The organism is Paraburkholderia adhaesiva (assembly GCF_021390575.1).
Taxonomy (GTDB): Bacteria; Pseudomonadota; Gammaproteobacteria; order Burkholderiales; family Burkholderiaceae; genus Paraburkholderia; species Paraburkholderia adhaesiva.
Window position 1 is genome coordinate 134,461 of record NZ_JAJEJQ010000004.1, and the last position, 17,009, is coordinate 151,469.

Below are 17,009 nucleotides of genomic sequence, written 5' to 3' on the forward strand. Positions count from 1 at the left end.
CCGCCCGCCGGTGCGCTGCACGAATACTGGCGCACGGCAACGTCGTGCCGCGTGTTCAGGCATCGACTTCAAGAATTACAGAAAAGGATAAATTCAAATGTCCACCACACCTGCAAACGTCACGCCGCGCCGGAGTGCCGTGCTCGACGACGCGCACGTCGGTGATATCAAAGGCGCCTTCGGCACGATCGCCCACCACGACACTGCCCCGCGCAGCAACTGGATGGCACGTCTGCGTACGCTGCTCGCGATCCTTGGCCCCGGCCTCATCGTCATGGTCGGCGATAACGACGCCGGCGCTTTCGGCACCTATACGCAAGCTGGCCAGAACTACGGTACGTCGCTGCTCTGGACGCTCGCCCTGCTGATCCCGGTTCTCTACGTAAATCAGGAAATGGTGCTGCGCCTCGGCGCCGTGACCGGTGTCGGCCACGCACGCCTCATCTTCGAACGCTTCGGCAAGTTCTGGGGCGCCTTCAGCGTCATCGACCTCTTCCTGCTCAATGCGCTCACGATCGTCACCGAGTTCATAGGTATCACATTTGCGCTCGACTTCCTCGGCGTCTCGAAGGTTCTCGGCGTCTGCATTGCTGCACTCCTGACGATGGCTGCGGTCAGTACCGGCAACTTCCGGCGCTTCGAACGCTTCGCGATCGTCCTGTGCCTGCTGAGCCTCCTCCTGATTCCCGTGCTCGTCGCGATCCACCCGCCGGTCCATGTCATCGCGCGCGACTTCTTCGTGCCGACCTGGCCGAAGAATTCGAAGCTCTCCGACGTGATGCTGCTCGTCATCGGCATCGTCGGCACGACCGTCGCACCGTGGCAGTTGTTTTTCCAGCAGAGCTACGTGATCGACAAGCGCATCACTCCGCGCTTCATGAGGTACGAAAAGGCGGACCTCTGGATCGGCATCGCATTTGTGATCATTGGCGCCGTGGCGATGATGGCCTTCACGGCCGCGCTTTTTGACGGCAGGCCCGAGTTCGGCAATTTTACCGACGCGGGTGGTGTTATCGCTGGCTTGCACAAGTATGTCGGCGAGACGTCGGCGACGATCTTCGCTGTCGCGCTGCTCGACGCGTCGATTATCGGCGCTGCCGCCGTTTCGCTCTCGACGGCCTACGCCATCGGCGATACCTTCAAGGTAAAACACTCACTGCACCGTAGCGTACTCGATGCAAAGGGCTTCTATCTTGTCTATTTCGGCATCATTGTGCTCGCTGCGGCCCTGGTGCTGATGCCCGGCAGCCCACTTGGCCTCCTGACCGAGGCCGTGCAGACGCTCGCCGGCGTGCTGCTGCCGAGCGCAACAGTTTTTCTGCTGCTGCTGTGCAATGACAAGGCCGTGCTTGGCCCGTGGGTGAACTCGAAGAAACTGAACGTATTCACGGGCGCCGTCATCGCCGTCCTCGTCGTGCTGTCGATCATCCTGACCGCCGCCACTGTGTATCCGGACCTCAGCGGCGCGGCGATCGTCAAGATTCTCGTGGGCGGCTGCGGTCTCGCCGTGGCCGTGTTCGCCGCCGTGGAAATCTCGCGCAAACTACATGGCACGGCTGCCGCCAACGATGTTTCGACGCTGAACAAGCCGTCCCTGAAGGCGTTGCGCGAAACGTGGCGCATGTCACCGCTCGAAGACCTGCCGGCGCCGCAGCATATGACGCTGTCGACACGCGTGTGGATGGGCGTGCTGCGTGGCTATCTCATCGTCGCGGTGGGTCTCGTCATCGTGAAGGTCGTGCAGATGGCCATTCACTAAGGGCGGTCGAGTGGCACGGACAGCGTGTGCGCGCTTTGCTCTTCAAACGCGTCACAGCGTAGAACGGGTGCCCGAAGCGGACAGATTGTCAACGATTTGTAGGTGGTGTCAACTGGCCGAAACTGGCCGAAACTGGCCGACCAGCGTCCCACGACCGAGCGCAACGATCGCCTCAGGTGCGATTTCTCATGCAAAAGGCATAACCCGACCCGGAGCGGTTATTCAAGTTAGCGTTGCGAGTGTCCGCTTCCCAAATTTCTTGAGACATTTTACGGACCACTCCGTCCCACGTGCGTTCAATGAACCCACTGCATCCTTGATACGCTCTACATCGCGAGTACCAAGGGGACACATCGGCACACTTATCTTCACCGGTGCCGTAAGCTTGGTTTGCCCACATCTACAGCACCGAGACAGACAAAATCAACATGACAGACAAACTTCTCGTCGGTCTGGCTGCCACAGTCACGATAGGAATCGGCAGCGCCCACGCACTGCCATCGTCACAGTATGTGCCAGCGGGTCGCATACCATGTCACTATGGCTTGCCGCCTGAGGCACTGTATAAACTGCCTCCGCAGCGCCTTTTTGCTGCAGTCCGGGTCTATCTCGATGAGCACGGTAAAGTGAAGGACGCCGTGCTTGAGAAGTCTTCGGGTGATTCTGCCTTTGATAGTCTCGCGGTACGCCAGTCCCGGCAGGCCATTTGCAAGCCCTTTTTCGATGTCGGCGGAAACCCCGTCCAGGTAGAAACGAATTTCACATTTGCTGTCGAGTCTGCCGAACTTCGTCCTGATCCTTCATCCGAGTCGTTTGCGGCGCAGGTTGAGCGTCGGATCAGGGCCAACGTTGTATGGGACGGAGAAACTGGCCACTTACAAACAACAATTTCCGTACGCTGCTCTACAGACGGTAAGCTGTTATCGGCGAAAATCGTTCGATCAAGTGGCAATCCCGCATGGGATGTAGCCGCGCTAAAAGCGGTTCAACGCTCAGACCCAATGCCGACCGACATCTACGGGAGAACTCCGAAGTATTTCAAGGTAACGGTTCAGCCGGGACCAGCGTGAACCGTAACGCGCAGCATCTGGCGCACGTTTAGTGGGAGTCTGATGCACTACTTCAAAACACACGTGCAGGCCGATGACAATTGTCCGTCGGGCTCCGGTCATTCAGAACGCCATTCCGAACGTCTCTGAATGGCCGATTCTGTTGAAAAACTCGGAATCGGGAGGCTCGCACGGGCGATTTCGCTCTATGAGCCCTTGACTGAATGTCCTGCGTTCCGCGGGCTACCGCCCGAACAAGAAATCGCGCCTCAAGCCCACTACGCGTCTCCGAAGGCCATCGACGCAGCACGCGCGACCTGGAGTTTGCAAGCGGGGCATGACGGGCCTCGTCCGGTGCTCGAGTTTTTCAACAAAATCGGCCGGTCAGCGCCATTGCACCTGGACATTAATCCGGTGTTTGGTGCGGCGCACAAGACTAAGAGCGGCTAACACAACCTGGACATGAAGCCGTGAAAGCCATATCCTGGCGGCATGTCCAGGCGCAGAATCAGTAATGAATTGTGGGCGGCGTTGGAGCCGCTAATTCCTGTGTTCACACCGTCTCCCAAGGGCGGACGACGCCGAACGGTGGATGACCGCGCAGCACTGAATGGCATCCTGTACGTCCTGCAAACAGGCATTCCGTGGGAATACCTGCCGAAGGAACTGGGTTTCGGCAGCGGCATGACGTGCTGGCGACGGCTGCGAGACTGGCAGGCCGCAGGCGTGTGGGAGCAACTGCATCTGGCGATGCTTCGCCGGTTACGTGAACATGACCAGATTGATTGGGAACGGGCGAGTCTTGATGCCGCCAGTGTTTCCAGCCCCCGGGGGGCCAGGAAACCGGCCCCAACCCGACAGACCGGGGCAAGCTCGGGTCGAAACGGCACATCGTCGTAGATGCGCGCGGCATTCCGTTGGCCATCAAGGTTACCGGTGCCAACCGGCACGATTCGATGGCATTCGAGCCCACGCTTGATGCCATTCCGGCGGTGTCGGGCCTGAATGGCCAGCCTCGCAAACGCCCCGGCAAGTTGCATGCAGACAAAGGCTATGACTTCGCACGCTGTCGTCGTTACCTGAAGCAGCGCGGTATCACGGCCCGTATCGCCCGGCGCGCAGTGGAAAGCAAGGAGCGGCTCGGACGGCATCGCTGGGTGGTCGAGCGCACGCATGCCTGGTTCGCCGGTTTCGGCAAACTGCGAATTCGTTTCGAGCGTCGTCTCGACATCCATGTTGCGTTGCTTTCTCTCGCTGCTGCCGTTATCTGTTCACGCTTCGTTGATGACTTGTGTTAGCGGCTCTAAATCAACCGCGAAATGCACATAATTTTTTGCATCACGACAACTTCAGATATTCGAATCGATACCCTTGAAAAAACCCGAAATAAGGCGCGCCGGCATGATGTCGCCCGCAAAGCTCGCCCAGTGCGCCGGCGAGAGCCATGACTTCCACTGCGCCATCTGCATCGTGAGATTGAGCTTCAGGCGCCGGAACACGTAGATCTGGTCCGCGAGTCCAAGCCCCCCTAGCACTGCCATGTAGTCCGTGAACGGATTGTCGCCATCGAAGATATTGTCTAGCGACGTGGCGATGTTCGATGCCGTATCCACCACCGTGCCCAGTGCCGCGCCCGCAGCTGACACCGCCGTGGCCGCCGGCAGCGCCGCAGCAGCAGCCCCCGCTCCACCGGCAACCGCCCCGGCTGGTCCCGCTACTGCTCCACCTCCCACGGCACCCGCCACCGCCACCGCCCCCTCTGTCACCGCAAATCCCAGGCTCGCTCCCGTCTGCGCCGCCGCCGTGCTCAAGCCCTGGCTGATCGGCAGATACACGAGCGAGGAAAGATCAGCGACCGTGAAGGTCACGTCGATCGCCATCGCGCGGCCTTCATTGCTGAACCCCAGATTGCCCGTGCCGCGGGTGACCGAGAGGCTGTCGATGACGCCCAGCCGCACCTGGCAGCGGCCACGATCGTAGAGCTCGCAGATAAAGGGCGCCGTGTACGACTGGCGGCCGGTGGCAAGTGGCAGCGCGCCCGCGATCAGCATCGCCAGCGGGATGTACAGGTTGATCAGCTGCGAGACCGGATTGCCGTAGGGACTCACGAGGTTGACCGTGTAACTGGTTCGCGCCAGTGTGGCCGAGGCCGACTGCCAGTGCCGCGGAATATCGACGAACGCCGAGCCGCCGAGCGCGGCGAGTCCCGAGAGGCCCATGCCACCTGCGATGCCGGCCGCAAAGTCCAGCGCATCGTTGACCGCACTGCCCACCAGTCCCAGCACCCCGCCGCTCGCGAGATTGCCGCCCGCCGCATCAAAGCGCGTGGTGCGCGCCTGGCTCGACATGCTGTTGATCTTGTTCGCGATCTCGGAGTCGGCCGTCTGGTTCTGGAACGAATCGGTCACCGCACCCGTCGCGTTCACCCGGAAACTCACGAACGCACCGCCGTCGTTGAGTTCCGCGTTCAGGAAATCGAAGAAGCCCGCGTTGTCGCTCTGGCTCTGCGAGAAGGCTTCCGTGACCGAGTCCAGTGTCGCGTTATCCTGCGTCTGGGTCACTGACGTGCCCGTACCCGTTGACGTAGCGCCTGAGGTTGCGGTGGCATTGGTGCCCGTGGTACCTGTTGTGTCTGCGGATGCGGTAGTCCCCGCCGCGCTGTCGTCGCCTCCCCCTGACGGTTTCACCTGCGCGTTGGCGACCGTGCCGAACCACTGCGAGATATAGTCGCTGAACGATCGTGCACCCGTGTCGTCGAGCTTGTTGCCGGGCCCGAAGATGCCCTGGATGACCGAGGCAAGACTCGTGTTCGTCAGCGTGCCGGTATCCATCGCCGCCTGGTACATCGCGATCTGTTTCGCTTCGAGCCGCCGCGCACGCGTGGACATCCTGTAGACGTCGATGCCCCCGCCATCGAAAAAGATGTCGGGCCACGCCGCCTGCATCTGTGCAACGGCTGCTGCATCAAACTGGTACTGCTCGCCAAGCCCCGGGATGTTGGTTACGTCCGCGCCCACCACCGCCTCGCCCGCACGGGGAATCACGCCCATGTTCACGGCAATCTGGTTGACAATGGTCTGCACGACCTGCCAGTAGACCGGCATCGTACGCTTGAGGTAATAGAACTTCGAGGAGGGCTTGTTCATGAGGAAGTTCAGCCCCACGCCCGCCAGATGAAAGGCAAGCAGCTTCCAGCTCATGAGCGACACCACAAAACCTGCCGCCTTGCCCAGCGTGTAGAAGAACGTGGTGCCGCGCCCGGTGCGCGCAAGCACCCCCGCACCGCTGTTGTAGAAGCTCGTAAAGAACTGCGTGAGCGAATTGAACTGCGGCACACCGAAGCTCAGGTGGATGACCTGGGCGTTGTCATCGATTGCCTCGCTGTAGTAGATACCGAGGCCATTGCTGCCGTTCAGGCGCGAGGGTGCCTTGGGGTCGGCGTAGCGCGTGAACTGCGGCGGCGGGTTGATCGCGATGTTGCCGCCGGGTCGCGTATCGACGTACTTGAGTGTGGCGCTCGTATAGAAACGGTTCGCGACGTCGGCGCTGCCCGCTGTGAAATACGAGGACGGCACGAGAAAGGACTGCCGCACCCAGCTCACATCACTGCCCTGGGTGTCGAGCGTGTTGAGATTGCTGATCATGAAGGAATCCTTACTGTATGGGTGAGACTGGAAGACACGATGACTTCCGGTGCCCGGTGGCGGATGGCACCCGGCCTCAGGTGACGGGTCGCCTCGACCGACTCTCGACGGACAACTACAGGCCGGTCGACTGCAGGCGGCTATGCCATCCGGACCATCGACACGGGCGGCGTGGGCATCGGGCGCGATACGCCACCCGTGGGCGTCGGCAGTCCAGTGGCAGGCGCACCTGGGCTGCCCGCACCGCTGTTTGCTGCCGTACCCTGACGTGCGCTGACCGCCTGCTGGATCAATGCATACATCGCCTTGAGGACATCGAGCGCCTGCTCGTGGACCTTCAGTGAGGAAGCCAGCGTGTCGCCCACACCACCGAGCGCGTCCATGTGCTGGTCATGCTGGGCCTGCTGGACTGCCATGATGGATTTCGGCCCTTCCCCAACCGGCTTCGCCGAGGCCGGGCCAAAGCCAAACGGTGAGGCGCCCGCCAGTGCCCCAGCGAACCCACCCACAGCCGGCAACCTCGCAAGCGCACTGCCGCTCATCACGTTCATGCCCGGTTGTGGCACCAGTCCCGTCTTCGACAGCGCGGTATTGATGAGACCCGACACCGAACCCGTCGCCGCACCCGGTGCGGCCAGCCGTGGTGCCACCGGCACGAGCGCACCCTTTGAAGGGTTCACGACGGGAATCGTCGCCACAGGCCGTGCCACTGGCGCCGCTGCGCTTGACGCGGCCGCTGTCATGCCCGCCGCAGGACCCGCCGCGGTGCTGCCCGCACCACGCGTACCCCTCACCCCTGTCACCCCCGTCGTGGCGGAGGTGGCCGCTGCACCGATAGCTGTGCCGGCCGCCGTATTGGCCGTCGTATTAACTGCCCCAGTACTGGCCGCTGATGCCGGCGAAGCCGGTCTGGCCGGTGCGCCAGGCGGCGGAGCGTTAGTTGCATTTACCCCCGATGTCCCGGGGGCGGCAGGCCCGGCGGGGTTCGCCGTCGCCACCGTTGTCTTGCCCGCCGTTTTGCCATCACCCGTCCTGACTGGCGCCGAGGCCACATCAACCGCCCCGCCCGATACCCCTGTCTGTTTCAGTCCGAACTGCACGCGCCGGCCAATCTCCGCATAGACCTCCCTGACCGTGCGGTGCGAGCCATCCCTGTTAAAGAAGATCGAACGGTTCGCGGCCGCCGGGCCCGGCATCAGCGCCACCGCATCCGTGCCCGGGTCGGCCTTCAGAAGCTGGCGCGCGCCACCCGGGCCTAGGAAGTGGGCGAGATAGACATCGGTCGGCGTGATGTCCGACTTCACGCCCTTCAGTGCCGCGACGTTTTCCTTGATGAACTCCGCCCCCATCAGCGCGCTCGCGCGGGGATCGGTCTGCGGCGTACCCGCCGGAATGTCATACTTCGCCCCGTACTTGCGGAGCATCGTCTGCCAGGTGCTGTTGATGAACTGGAACAGGCCCGAGGCGCTGCTCGTGGGCGCCTTCGCTGCCGGATTGAACGCTGACTCGATCGCGCCGATGGCGGCGAGCAGGATCGGATCCACGCCCACCATCGAGGCAGCCTTGCCGATCAGGTCCTTCAATGCGCTCCAGCCACGGCCAGTGGGCAGGGGCAACTGGCCGATCCGGCCACCGAGCGCCTGCAGGCCCGTCCTGATCGCGCTGCCTGCGGCACCCAGTCCACCAGCCACACCGGCTACGGTCTCCTTCACGCCCGAGACCACCCTGCCCGCTGCGCCCGCCACCGCGGCACCCGCACGGGTAGCCGCTCCCGCGACACCTGCCACAACATCTTTCGCAACCGTACTCACGCCCGAGGCGACCTTGCCCGCCACGCCCTTCACGCCACCCCACATGCTGGCGATCAGCCCCGAGGCATCTCCCACGCCCGCTTCCACCTTGTCCGTGAGCAGGTCCGTCCAGCCCTTGCCCTGATCCTTCGCCGGTGTGCTGGCCGCCTGCCTGCGGGCGGCATCCTGTTTTGCGTCCTCTTTCTTTTTTGCCTGTGTCGCGGCCGCTGCCGCTACGGCCCCCGTCTTCTTCGCGCCCGCTTTCGCGTCAGCCGCTTCCTCTGCGGGCATTTTGTCGATCTGCGCCTGGGCGGCCGCCACATAGGTGCTCACCGTCTTCGGCCCCGAATCGAGCGTGAGGCTGCGGTGCAGCGTGAGGATCGAGCCGTGAAACGGCGAGCGCATTTCGTTGTACGGACCACCCGGCCAGGCGACCAGTTTGAGGTACTGCTGCCGGTCCGCCTTGCTGCGCAGCTTCTCATCGACCTCGGTGAGATTCACCGCCTGATGCAGCACCGGGCCCATCGACCTGAGGGCGCTCAGGTGCGTGCAGAACACGGGCTTGAAGCGCCGCAGATACCACATCGCAAAGTTAGCCACTTCGCTTTTATTGGCCGGATCGATATCGAAGGGCGCCACCACCTCGCGGAAATTGATCGACTTGCCGCTGATGTCGGCCTGGGTCCCGCCCTTGCCCTCGCGGTACCACACGCCCTTCATGAGCGTTGCTTCGAGCGTGAGCACCACTTTCACGCTGTCCATGTCGTCGGGCATGAAGCCATACTGCGCAATGCGCACGCGGGTGAGTGGCCCGGGCTTTTTCTCCAGCAGCTTTTTGATGCCGCGATACGCGAGATAGCCAAGACCGGCCACTGCCGCCGCGCCCAGCAGCACGGGCAGCGAGAGGAACCCGCCCACGGCCGCCACGCCCGCACCGATCACTTCGCCTGTCGCGGCCAGCGCTTCAGCACCCGTGGCACCTGCCGCGACCGCCTCTCCTCCGGCCAGTGCCTGCGCGCCTTCAGTGAGCGCCGCGCGCCCGAGCAGCCGGCTGATACCCTTGCCGCCGATTGCCTTCAGGCCGCGCCCTGCCCACTTCGCACCCCTGATGAGTTTGCCGCCACCGAATTTACCCAACCGCGCGCCGAGCTTCTTTTCGACCCAGTTTTCCGCTGCACCTGTCAGACCTCCGCCACCGTCTTCCTCATCCCCTTCGCCTTCGTCTTTCCCCTTGCCGCGGCCCCGCAGTTTCCCAAGCAGTCCCCCCAGTCCCGCAAGCAGGCCTCTGGACGCCCCACCTTCCCCAGCCGCTTCACCAGCCTGCCCTTTTTCCGCGAGCGCCTTCCTGCGCTGCAGGTCCTCCCACGAGTTCGTGATCAGGCCCGTGCCTTCCTCGTCGCCAACGAGCCGTTTGCGGGGTTTGGGCAGACGTTCGGTGAGCAGATCCCGGATTTCCGTCAGCCGCTGCGTGATGGTCCTCGAACCCGCAAAGACGATGCCTTCGGGACCCACGAGCTTGTTGAACCACTCGCCAAGTCCCCGGAAGGGCGAAAGCGCAAGATCCCTGATGAGGCCCACGCCCTTTTTCACGGACCTGAACAAACCCTTCACCGGCGCCATTACGAGCGCAGCAAGCTTCATGAGCGGCGTGCGGATGGGTCGCCCCTGGGCATCCACCAGGCCTTTGGCCAGATCCTCTTTTCTCAATACGACCTTCGGATTGCCACGTTCGCTCACATCGAGCACCGGACCGTCGATCATGCCCGGGCGCAGGATCACCTTCTCTTCATGCAGCTGCGAGCGGTAGGCGCCAGAGCGCATCATGATAGCGAGCAGCCGCGGCTCACTCTCGCCCTTCACGTAGATGTCGACGGGCTCATCGAGCAGTGCGAGTCCCCTTTTCGCGAGCCCCATGCCGGTGCGCAGCACACGCTGTGCCATCGGAAACACATTGCCGGTGAGCAGCGCCGCAGCACCGCCAATGAGCTTGCCGCCCGCGCCCAGCGCCGAGATGAGTTTTTCCTTCAGACGACCCTTCGCATACGCGCGCTTGATGTCTTTCTCCTGCAGCACCACATTGTTGCCGTCCGTGACATCGATCACATCACCCTTGATATCCCGGTACGAACGGATGACCGTGCCTGTTGCGCGGTCACGGTAGTGACCCAGACGCATCTTCCAGGCAAGCAGCACGGGTTCGCTCGACTCGGGCAGATAGACGTCCTTCAGGCTTGCGATGAATTCGAGTCCCCGGCCTGCTCCTGCCTTCGCGATTCCGAAGCCTGAACGCAGGGCGTGCGCACCCAGCCGTTCCGCTTTCCCGAACCACGTGCGGCCCGCGCGGCCCACCGCACTCATGGCACCGATGCCAGCACCGGCCAGATCGCCCACGGTCCAGTCAGCCAGACCCTTATGCCAGATTGAATCCCTGAAACGCTCCTTCATCTCGTCAAGCCGCTGCGCCGTACCGGCGGCAGCACGCCGTGCCGCTCCCTTCAGACGCGTGCCCAGTCCGGAAATACCAGGCACCCCGGGCATCACCAGCAACCCCTCCTCAACCTTCTTCTGGATGGCGAGCACCGATTCGTAGAGCTTTGCCACCAGCGGCCTGCTGCTGTGCTCGCGGATGGCCTCAATTACTGAACCCGTGGTGGTGCCCGACAGCGCATCGGCGTGCGTGAAGGGATGCGCCGTACCGAATGCAGGTGTCGCAGGGGACGCGGACATCGCTGGCATGGCCGCGGGCTGCAGCGAGCGGCCCCACTTCTGCTGCAGGAAGCGGTCCACATCACGTGCCGCGCTGCCGTGATGCACCGGATGTTCGGACTCCTCTCCTTCACCCGTTGGCGCTTGCTGCTGCGTCTGCTGCTGTGCAACGCCCGCCACCGTGGTCGCCGGTGGCGGCGCGGCCTGCCCGAGGCCAGTCACGCCCGTGAGCGGCTGGGCAGGACGGGCACGCCGCGGCCTTGCCCGGGGTGGCACGCGCGCGAAGGTCCGGATGGCGCGCGGCGCGCGCCGGCGTGCTGCCATCGAGCTCACGCCCGACACCGGCCCTCTGCCTGGACCACGCGCCCCGCCGGGCACTGCACCCGGTTCGCCGCCTGGCCCCACACCGCGCAGCCCCCCTACGGCATGCTCGACACCGGGGGTGTACTCCTTCGACAGGTAGTAGTCGATCAGGCGCTGCGGGTCGATCACACCGTTCTTGACGATGCCCGCCTCTTCGGCAAACTCGAGCATGCCGGCATTGATGAGGTTCTGGATCATCTCGCGCGGGTCGGCGATCGCGCCACCGAGATTCGCAAAGCGCGCATGGAACTCCCGCTGCCGCGTCTCACGGTCCTGCGCCCCATACTGCTGGAACAGCTTCGCGAAGGTGCCCGCGTGTTTCGCCTCCTCTCCGGCATACGTCCACACATCGGCGTAGCGTTTAAGCGACCCGCTGCGGTTGGCGAAGTTGTCCCGCACGAGCCGGCGGATTAATACCTGGCGCTGCTCGTCGTCGAGCTTCACGCCACTGTTCTTTTCCAGCTCATCGATGAGCGAGCCGGCGTGCTGCCGGACATACTGCCGCTCGCTGGGCTTGACGACCGCCTCGAACGCGCGTTTGAAGGTCTGCGAGCGATCGCGGAAACGGCTGGTTGTCCAGTCGAAGCTCGTGAGCTCCACCTTCGTGTCGCCCGTGCGCAGGATCTGCAGTTCGCGGTAGATGCGCGCGAGAAACCCCGGGATGATCTCGGTGATCGACTTGCGTGCCAGATTCGTGAAGGGCGCCGGCTCCTGGAGATTGCGCAGGGTATCGACCTGTACACCCGTCTGCACCGCGCCTGCCTGAATGATCTGGCTCTTGAGCCAGCGCACCGCGGACCCCACCACCGGTGCGTCATCCAGGCGGTCCGAATGGGCGAACTCGGTGAGGTGCTGCGGAATGCTCTCACCGAGATAGCCGGCAGTGCGCCCGTGCCGTTCCAGAAATTCGCCCACACGCGTGCCAGTCAGTCGCCGGCCGATACGCTTGCCGAGAGCCGAAGCGAGACCCTGGGTCACGCCCCCGCCAATCATCCCGCCTGCCATCGCCGCGCGGCCAGGCGCCATGCCGTCCATGTCCTCCATGCCGGGCATCGCGGCGCCGGTATCCGCCATGGCGAGGCCCATCTGGGCGCTACCGACCAGGTTACGCAGCGACGAGGTCAGTGAGGACTTGATCTGCCCGGAAAGCGCGCGCATGAAGTTGCCGCGCTGGCCCAGAAACCAGCTGCCCGCATTGCCCATGAACTTGTTTCTGAGCAGTGTCGGCCAGTCTTCGCGCATCCTGATTTTCAGCAGATCCGGCAGCGCCGTGTTCTTCTGGATGTTCGTGAGCAGCTCGCGCGTGGCCACACCCTGCTTTCGCTGCTCGATGAGCGTGTCCATCGCCACGAAATAGTGGCGCAGCTGCACCTCAAGCGACTTGCGCTGGTAGTTGACCGTGACGCGGTCCTGATAGTCGGCCAGCCGCTGCAGCGCGAGCCGTATCGAATTCAGGTGCGAGAGCTGGCTGCCCGCGCGGTCGGTCTCGATCTGTTTCTGGATGTTCGCTTCGGCTTGGTCCTCGGCGCGCTGCTGTGCCTGGGTCTCGGCCTGATAGCTGAAGATGTCGCCGAGTGTGGCCTGCAGGCTCGCGTGACGCGCCGCTTCCGTGGAGAAGCCCGTGCCGGTATCGGCCGACTCCGCCCAGCTTTTGAGGCGGTCCTGCGCGCTTTTGGGCAGGAATTTGCCACCGGCCGGCAGCAGTTTGGCGACGGTGCGCCTGAGTTCGTTCTGGACCGGCTTTATTTCGCGTACCGAAGCATTGTATAGGTCCCGGATCGACGAGGCGGCCTCGTCCGCACGGTCCATCGCGCTCCCGTAGCCCGCAGGCAGCGCCTCGCGCAGGGTCCGGCTGATAAAAGCCCTGCTGCGCGCACCCTCCCAGAGACCGCCTGCCGCCCCCCGCACGAACTCCTTCGCGTGCTTCGTGACCGGCACCCGGTCCTCCTTTTTCCTGCTCTCACGAAAATCGAATTCGGGAATCGTGAGATCCGCATCAAAACCAAAGTCGCTGCTCGCCTTGAACGTCTTCTTTCTGAACATGGCGGCTCCCGTTTCAGCCTGTGTGAAAACGTGCTGATCGCCTAAACTGAATCAACGCACTGAGACCGGGTGACTCATGAAGCGATTCGTTGAAGGCGATGACCGCAAACAGGTCGCACTACTTCCCGAATGCGTCGATGACTATATCGAAGCAGACAATCCGGTCAGGGTCATTGATGCCTTCGTCGACGAGCTGGACCTTGCGGAACTCGGTTTCGACGGCATCACACCGGCGACTACCGGCCGACCGTCCTATCACCCTGGGGTGATGCTCAAGATTTATATCTACGGGTACGTGAACCGCATCCCCTCCAGCCGACGGCTGGAGCGTGAATGCCAGCGCAACGTCGAATTGATGTGGCTAACGGGCCGTCTGGCTCCGGACTTCAAGACAATCGCGGACTTTCGGCGTGACAGCGGCATGGCCATTCGTAACACATGCCGGCGCTTCGTCGAACTGTGTCGCGGGCTGAAACTGCTATCCAGTGACATGGTGGCCATCGACGGCAGCAAGTTCAAGGCATCAAACAGCCGGGACCTGAACTACACAACAGGCAAGATCGACAGGCGCCAGCAGCAGATCGAGGAGAGTGTGCAACGATATCTCGACCTGATTGAAACCGCAGACCGCACCAGTCCAACAGGTTTCGCCGCGAAGACTGACCGGCTGTACGAGAAGATCGCCCGCCTGCGCCTGCAGATGCGTGAACTCGCACAGATCAGGAAGCAGCTGGAAAAACAACCAGACAAACAACTATCGATGACGGATCCCGACGCGCGCTCCATGGCGACAAGCGGAAGAGGCTCCGGCATAGTGGGTTATAACGTGCAGGCGGCCGTAGACACGAAACATCACCTGGTCGTCGAGCACGAGGTAACCAACATCGGAAATGATCACGGACAACTCAGCAGAATGGCGCTCGCCGCAAAGAGCGCGATGGGCAGATCGAATCTGGAGGTTGTTGCTGATCGTGGTTACTTCAGCGGGCCGGAGATAAGAACATGCGATCTGAACGGAATCCGTGTGTACGTGCCCAAGCCGCTCACTTCTGCGTCACGGAAGAAAGGTCTGTTCACCAAAGCCGACTTTGTGTACGAGGCAAGAAGCGACGTGTATCGATGTCCTGCCGGCGAGAAAGCCATTTATCGATTTACGACCGTTGAACATGAAATGAATCTGCGGGTCTACTGGCCGAGTGCGTGCCCGGGTTGCCCTATGAAGGCGCGATGCTCTCCCAGTGACTATCGCCGCATCCGAAGATGGGAGCACGAAAAGATACTGGAAGCCATGGAGCGACGGCTCGACCGGAAGCCCAATGCAATGACCATCCGACGAAGTACCGTCGAGCACGTCTTCGGAACGCTCAAGCACTGGATGGGTCCTGCACACTTCCTGACCCGAACGCTCGGACGAGTGAGTGCCGAGATGAGCCTGCAGGTACTAGCCTACAACCTGAAGCGGGTCATCAGCATACTGGGCGTGGCAAGGACTCTGAAGGCCATGAAATTGGCGGGAGGCTGAAGCCCCGAGGGGCTTTGTTGTGCTCGTGACGTTCGATCAGTTCAAACTCACCGCAAAAAACTAGACCCGCATGGGCCGTCCATTGCTCGCGCGGCGGAAAAAGGCGTTTCCACACACTCTGGTTTCAGGGGGGACATCACCGACCCCTCATAGGTTTTCCGCGTCCCTGCGTGTTCTTTCCCGTTTCCCGTGGAGCGCCTCATGCCCGAGCGTCTGGCCATTCCCTTTAACATCAGGCTGCTCGAACTCACCCCGGCGCGGCTGCAGAACATTCGTCCCGTCACCTCGCTCGAGTTCTTCGATGGCAACAGCCAGAATTTCCACCCCGAAGGACTGTTCTCGACGCTGATCTTTGGCCGCGTCGGCGACGAAAAGCGCTCGCTGCGCTTTTCCTGGATCGACATTCACGTGAGCGTCTTTCACCCGGTGATCTACCGCGCGCTCACCAGTCTGAAACAGCTTTACAGGGACATCATCGCGGGTACCCAGCACGCGCTCTGGAACGACCAGACGAAGGACTTCGAGCGCAGCGACGCGCTGCATGGCCAGAGCGGATTTCATTTTTTTGTTTCGCACTGGAAGGACATCGAATTCGGCGAAACGAAAAGCGATGAGCGGCAGGCGAAGCTCGAACTGCTGCGCAGGTACCGCGACAAATCAATGACCTCGAAGATCGTCGTGATGCCCGCCGGCATGCGCGATCTGGAATTTACCGATGACGGGCGCATCCGCGAGGACGAGATCAACACGCTCTACCGCTCGATCATTGCCCGCTCGAACAGCGTGAACGAGAACACGGTGCGGCGCACGCCCGAACTCGTCGACACGGTGCGCTACAGCCTGCAGACCACCTTTAACCAGCTCTACGAGCTCATCGAGAGCATGGTCGAAGGCAAGCACAAGCTGCTGCTCGGCAAATGGGCCAGCCGCCGCGTGTTTGACGGCACCCGCAATGTCGTGACCGCCATGGATGCCTCGCAGCGCTATCTGGGCGCACCGGGCTCCATCGGCCTTAATGATCACGTGGCGGGACTCTACCAGGTCCTGAAGGCCGCGCGCCCGCTCGCGGTCTATCACGTCCGCACCGGCTTTCTGCAGTCGGTCTTTCCGGGTCCGAACATGCCGGCACGGCTCGTGGACAAAAAGACCCTCATGAACGAGCCCGTCACGCTCAAACCCGACTACTACGACCGCTGGGCCACCATCGAGGGCGTCGAAAAACTTCTCACGCTCTTTGGCGAGGAGAGCCTGCGCCATCGCGTGATCGAGATCGAGGGGCATTATCTCGGCCTCATCTACAAGGCCCCGACATGAGCTTCCGGCTCATGAACAGCATCGACGAGCTGCCCGCCCACCTCGAGCGTCAATACGTTTTTCCGCTTACCTTCTGCGAACTGCTGTACTGCTCGACCTACCGGCACATGAACAAGGTGGCGGCATTGCTCACGCGCTATCCGATCACGGGACTCGGTTCCATCGTGCCCGGCAAGATCCACATGCGCACGACAATCCGCAACGAAGTACGCCGCGAACTCGCCGCGGACTTCACGCCACTGGGTGAGGACTACATCGCCTATGAATTCCCCATCCGGGGTGGCGAATTCATTAACAGCATCGTGGTGGCGCCGGCGCTCCTGGGTGAGCTTGGCATGGATTTCGATGGCGACACCGGATCGCTCAACCTCGCCTACACCGACGACTCGATCGGGGAAGTCGACGCGTTTCTCAGGAGTCGTCGCGCCTACATCGGCCCGGACGGCAGGCCGCTTAAAAGCTGCGCGGTCTCCACCGTCAATCTCGTGCTGCACAACATGACGGGCGACGCCTGATGGTTACCTGATGGTGAACCGTGTAACCCTGCCCGCACGCTATCCGGCCTTGCTATCGGTGGTGAAAAGGCTTTTGAAGAGCCGTTCGGATTCGAGCAGGCCTTCATCGGTGAACACCACCGATTTGGCCTTGTTGACCGGATTCTCAATGAGCCCCCGCTCGTGAAGCCGGCTGAGCGCGGCCCAGTCATGGCCTTTCCATGCCCTGAAGCGGTCGTGCAGGGTCAGATAAAGCAGTGCGAGAACGGCGTCGTCAATCGCAGCGGTATTGATCGTCATGTCACCGGTTTCCTTCTGGAACCCG

Annotated in this window: 10 protein-coding genes; 7 read left to right on the forward strand and 3 right to left on the reverse strand. The window is 62.4% G+C overall.

The window, feature by feature from the left end; all coding sequences use genetic code 11:
* Window positions 1–97 precede the first annotated feature (97 nt).
* The 4 genes from L0U80_RS28745 (at window position 98) to L0U80_RS28760 (ending at window position 4,106) form a co-directional block, all read left to right on the forward strand.
* Entirely contained in the window at window positions 98–1,759 is a 1,662-nt protein-coding gene (locus L0U80_RS28745) for an NRAMP family divalent metal transporter (protein ID WP_233874294.1), read from the forward strand.
* 428 nt (window positions 1,760–2,187) lie between these two features.
* On the forward strand, window positions 2,188–2,829 hold the full coding sequence (locus L0U80_RS28750; RefSeq protein WP_233874296.1) for a TonB family protein: 642 nt from the start codon (window positions 2,188–2,190) through the stop codon (window positions 2,827–2,829).
* Between the two features lie 129 nt (window positions 2,830–2,958).
* On the forward strand, window positions 2,959–3,258 hold the full coding sequence (locus L0U80_RS28755; protein WP_233874299.1) for a hypothetical protein: 300 nt from the start codon (window positions 2,959–2,961) through the stop codon (window positions 3,256–3,258).
* Window positions 3,259–3,300: 42 nt separating this feature from the next.
* Window positions 3,301–4,106 (forward strand): IS5 family transposase gene (locus L0U80_RS28760; protein WP_233867024.1). Its coding sequence is split into 2 segments (ribosomal slippage): window positions 3,301–3,631 and window positions 3,631–4,106, totalling 807 coding nucleotides; the frame shifts between segments, so codons are not numbered across the junction.
* Window positions 4,107–4,157: 51 nt separating this feature from the next.
* Here L0U80_RS28760 and L0U80_RS28765 read toward each other — a convergent pair.
* Together L0U80_RS28765 and L0U80_RS28770 are read right to left on the reverse strand one after the other, a co-directional pair.
* Window positions 4,158–6,452, reverse strand: a complete 2,295-nt coding sequence (locus L0U80_RS28765) for a DUF8550 family phage structural protein (protein WP_233874302.1) — start codon at window positions 6,450–6,452, stop codon at window positions 4,158–4,160.
* Between the two features lie 140 nt (window positions 6,453–6,592).
* Complete coding sequence (locus L0U80_RS28770) at window positions 6,593–13,354, reverse strand: transglycosylase SLT domain-containing protein (protein ID WP_233874305.1); 6,762 nt, start codon at window positions 13,352–13,354, stop codon at window positions 6,593–6,595.
* 76 nt (window positions 13,355–13,430) lie between these two features.
* Here L0U80_RS28770 and L0U80_RS28775 point away from each other — a divergent pair, with 76 nt between their 5' ends.
* The 3 genes from L0U80_RS28775 to L0U80_RS28785 all read left to right on the forward strand — a co-directional run bounded on the left by L0U80_RS28775 (window position 13,431) and on the right by L0U80_RS28785 (window position 16,705).
* Window positions 13,431–14,876, forward strand: coding sequence for an IS1182 family transposase (locus L0U80_RS28775; RefSeq protein ID WP_233874308.1), 1,446 nt, complete (start codon window positions 13,431–13,433; stop codon window positions 14,874–14,876).
* 201 nt (window positions 14,877–15,077) lie between these two features.
* Window positions 15,078–16,190: a hypothetical protein gene (locus L0U80_RS28780; protein WP_233874310.1), complete on the forward strand. Its 1,113-nt coding sequence runs from the start codon at window positions 15,078–15,080 to the stop codon at window positions 16,188–16,190.
* Window positions 16,191–16,201: 11 nt separating this feature from the next.
* Window positions 16,202–16,705 carry a hypothetical protein gene (locus L0U80_RS28785; RefSeq protein ID WP_233874313.1) on the forward strand — a complete coding sequence of 168 codons (504 nt, stop codon included), beginning with the start codon at window positions 16,202–16,204 and terminating at the stop codon, window positions 16,703–16,705.
* Between the two features lie 39 nt (window positions 16,706–16,744).
* Here the strand turns inward: L0U80_RS28785 and L0U80_RS28790 are convergent, their stop codons facing one another.
* Entirely contained in the window at window positions 16,745–16,984 is a 240-nt protein-coding gene (locus L0U80_RS28790; protein ID WP_233874316.1) for a DUF6429 family protein, read from the reverse strand.
* Window positions 16,985–17,009: the final 25 nt, after the last annotated feature.